This window comes from Bifidobacterium hapali, from assembly GCF_002259755.1.
GTDB classification, from domain to species: domain Bacteria; phylum Actinomycetota; class Actinomycetes; order Actinomycetales; family Bifidobacteriaceae; genus Bifidobacterium; species Bifidobacterium hapali.
This window is the reverse complement of the sequence record NZ_MWWY01000059.1, coordinates 1-3,017: the sequence shown is the minus strand read 5'-3', so window position 1 is coordinate 3,017 and position 3,017 is coordinate 1. Positions and strand designations below refer to the sequence as shown.

Sequence of the window (3,017 nt, the reverse complement as noted above, 5' to 3'; positions counted from 1 at the left end):
CTGGGATACCCCAACTCCCGGATCGCGTCCGCCGCGCAGCACTCATACCTCACATACAACTCCACCGCACGCCGACGCTGCTCCCTCGTATACCTCGCCATGATGGCTCCTCCCGGATCACAGTCCAAGAAAACGGCACCACCTCATTTTGTGCAGTGTTTTTCCGCAGTGTAGGCAGCGGGTTTTCCGCATTGTGTGCGGTATCGGCCACTGCCTGTCTGCGTGTGTTGTTGTGTTGTTTGGTTATTTGGTCATGAGGGCGTGTTGGCTGCGGTAGGAGTGGCCCTCGAATCTGATGAGTCGTCCGTGGTGGACGGTGCGGTCGATGAGGGCGGCGGCCATGTTCTTGTCGCCGAGAATGCGTCCCCATCCCGAGAATTCGATGTTGGTGGTGTAGATGATGCTCCTTGTCTCGTAGCTGTCGCTGATGATCTGGAAGAGGAGGCGGCTGCCTTCCTCGTCGATGGGCAGGTAGCCGAACTCGTCGATGATCAGGAGGCGTGCTTTGCCGATGCCCGCGAGCTCCCGGTCGAGCCGGTTGTCCTGTTGGGCGCGGCGCAGGCGCATGAGTAGTCCGGTCGCGGTGAAGAACCGGACCGGTATGCCCTTGGCGCAGGCGAGCCTGCCGATCGCGATCGCGAGATGGCTTTTGCCGACCCCGACGGGCCCGTAGAGCACGAGGTCCTCACATCGACTGATGAACTCGAGGCTCTCCAATTGGGTTCGCCCCCAGTCGGCGGGCATGTTCAGGTTGGTCCAGTCGTAGCCGTCGAGGGTCTTGTCGGCGGGGAACCCGGCCTGTTTGAGGAGACGGGCTCGTTTGGATTGCTCTCGTGAGTCGAGTTCCGCGGTGAACCAGCGTTCGATGAATTCGAGCTGGTTGGGTGTCGCCTCGGCGAGCATGTTGGCGAGCACGCTGCGTGTCAGGGTCAGGCTGCGGCTCATCATGAGGATGCGTTCGCTTTTCTCGGTCGTGGACGCTCGTCTGCGACGTGTGTCGGGGATCACGGGATCGGGTCTGACACTCATTGCATTCCCTCCTGGTCGTTGTTGGTGTGACGGTCACTGGTGATGAACCGGTCGTAGCCGTTTAGATCGGGTTCGTCGATGGCGCCGGGGTATTGCCAGTCGCCATCGCGCATGCGCAACGCGATCGGGGTGAGCGAGTCCGCGTGCAGGCCCATGTCCCTGTTGCAGGCGAGGATCTCGTCGCATGCCTGCATCACGGGCTCGAACCCGGCCGCTTGGCACGCGTATGCGATCGCTTTGAGGCTTTCCTTGAGGGTCTTGTCGTCCATGGAATCGAGCCAGCCGCGGATGTCGTCGGGAATATCGGGGCGTATCGTGCTTTCCCTCCACGCGCGTGGTTTGAGCGCGAGCTGTGGAAACACGAGTACGGGGTCCTCCACACTGTTCGATTTGCCGTAGAGTCTGGGATACTCGGCCAGGAACTCCCCGGTGGCAGGCGAGGTGAGCGTGACCGTGTCCCACCGGATCGCGGCCAGAACACGCGAACGGGCATGACAGGCACCGGCGAGGTACTGGTTCGAGTCAATATCGACCAGCCCGTACTTGTCGGCCATACGGGTCTGCCAGCGTACCGGATCGAACACGGTCGACGGCAAAGGCATCAACGATGCCCGCTCCTCGGCGAACACCTGCGTGACGGGCACGTCCATCAACCGCGGGCAATACGATTCTGCCGCCAGCCCGTCGCACCGCTCCAGCATGAGCCGGCTCAATTGTTCGTAGGATTCCGCATGCAGGGGCGGGACCATGATGTTGCGACGCAGGAACCCGACCGCGTTCTCCACGCTGCCCTTCTCGTTGCCTGAATACGGGTTGCAGAACCTGACCTCGATGCGGTGATGCGCCACGAACGCGGCGAACACGTCGGTCAGGGTCACCTCGCCCTTCGCGTTCCTGTGGCCCGCGCCGGTGGCGTTGTCCATCACGACCAGCGGCGGCACGCCGCCGATATGCTCGAACACGAGCATCAGGCCGTGGCACAGGCACTCCGCGTTCTCACCCGGCAAAGCCACACACAGCCGCATGTTCGACCACGGCAACGAGACCACCAGGCAATGCACGTCCGTCTGCTCGCCCGCGATCACGGCCCGGGCCAGACCGAAATCGACCTGCATGCTGCCCGCACGCCAATCAAGACGTATGAACCCCTGTTGATCCGCACCGCTCCGGTTCGCCTCGCGCCACCGGTGCACGTACCGCAACGTGGTCGAATACTCGCCATCGTAATCAGTCTCCGCGAGCAGACGCTCGTGCACCCGTTTGATCGTGTGACGCTGCTTGCGGGGCATCAACCGGTCCGCCTCCAGCCACGAATCCACCAGATGCGTGTACGGGTCGATCTTCGAACCATACCGACGATCCGTCTTCGGCCTGGGCGAGCAATCCCGCATATCCGCGTACTTCGCGACCGTCCCGCGATCAACATGCAGCCGCCGCGCTATCTGCGCGCGGGACAATCCCTGCCGATCAAGTCTCCTGATATCCTGCACCATGGGCATCGGTATCGCCATGTTCCTTTCCTTCCCGAGCCTTCGGCCAGCAGCAACCGGCCGAAACCAAAACGAATTGCAACTCGGGAATATACAGACAGGCGAACCGACGTCCCACTACCAAGTACTGCCAAACCTGAGGAAAACCATCAGCCCACACTGCGGAAAAACACTGCCAAACCTGTCGAACAAACATTGAAACAAAACAACCGGGCCGGCCATTACAAGCGTGATCTGACCGTCAAGGCCGGGAAAATGAGCCTGAAGGTACCGAAACTGAAGGGCGCGGTGTTCGAGTCGGCCGTGATCGAGCGTTACCGGCGGCGCGAGGAGAGCGTCGAGGAGGCGCTGATTGACATGTATCTGGCGGGCGTGTCCACGCGTCAGGTTGATGATGTCAGCCAATTGTTGTGGGGTGATCGCATGCCCTCGCAGACTCTGAGCGACAAGCTCAAGCGCATCTACGCGGATATCGACGCGTGGCGGGAGCGTCCGCTG

The 3,017-nt window shown here is 61.7% G+C and carries 2 protein-coding genes and 1 pseudogene; 1 reads left to right on the top strand and 2 read right to left on the bottom strand.

All coding sequences use genetic code 11. The annotated features are described in order from the left end of the window. Positions 1-243 precede the first annotated feature (243 nt). Positions 244-1,008, bottom strand: coding sequence for an IS21-like element helper ATPase IstB (istB, locus tag BHAP_RS11180; protein WP_211279746.1), 765 nt, complete (start codon positions 1,006-1,008; stop codon positions 244-246). 17 nt (positions 1,009-1,025) lie between these two features. Beyond that, positions 1,026-2,540: an IS21 family transposase gene (istA, locus tag BHAP_RS11175; protein ID WP_094730732.1), complete on the bottom strand. Its 1,515-nt coding sequence runs from the start codon at positions 2,538-2,540 to the stop codon at positions 1,026-1,028. 186 nt (positions 2,541-2,726) lie between these two features. Here istA and BHAP_RS12210 point away from each other — a divergent pair. Then, positions 2,727-3,017, top strand: a pseudogene (locus BHAP_RS12210) (transposase); the annotation flags it as partial.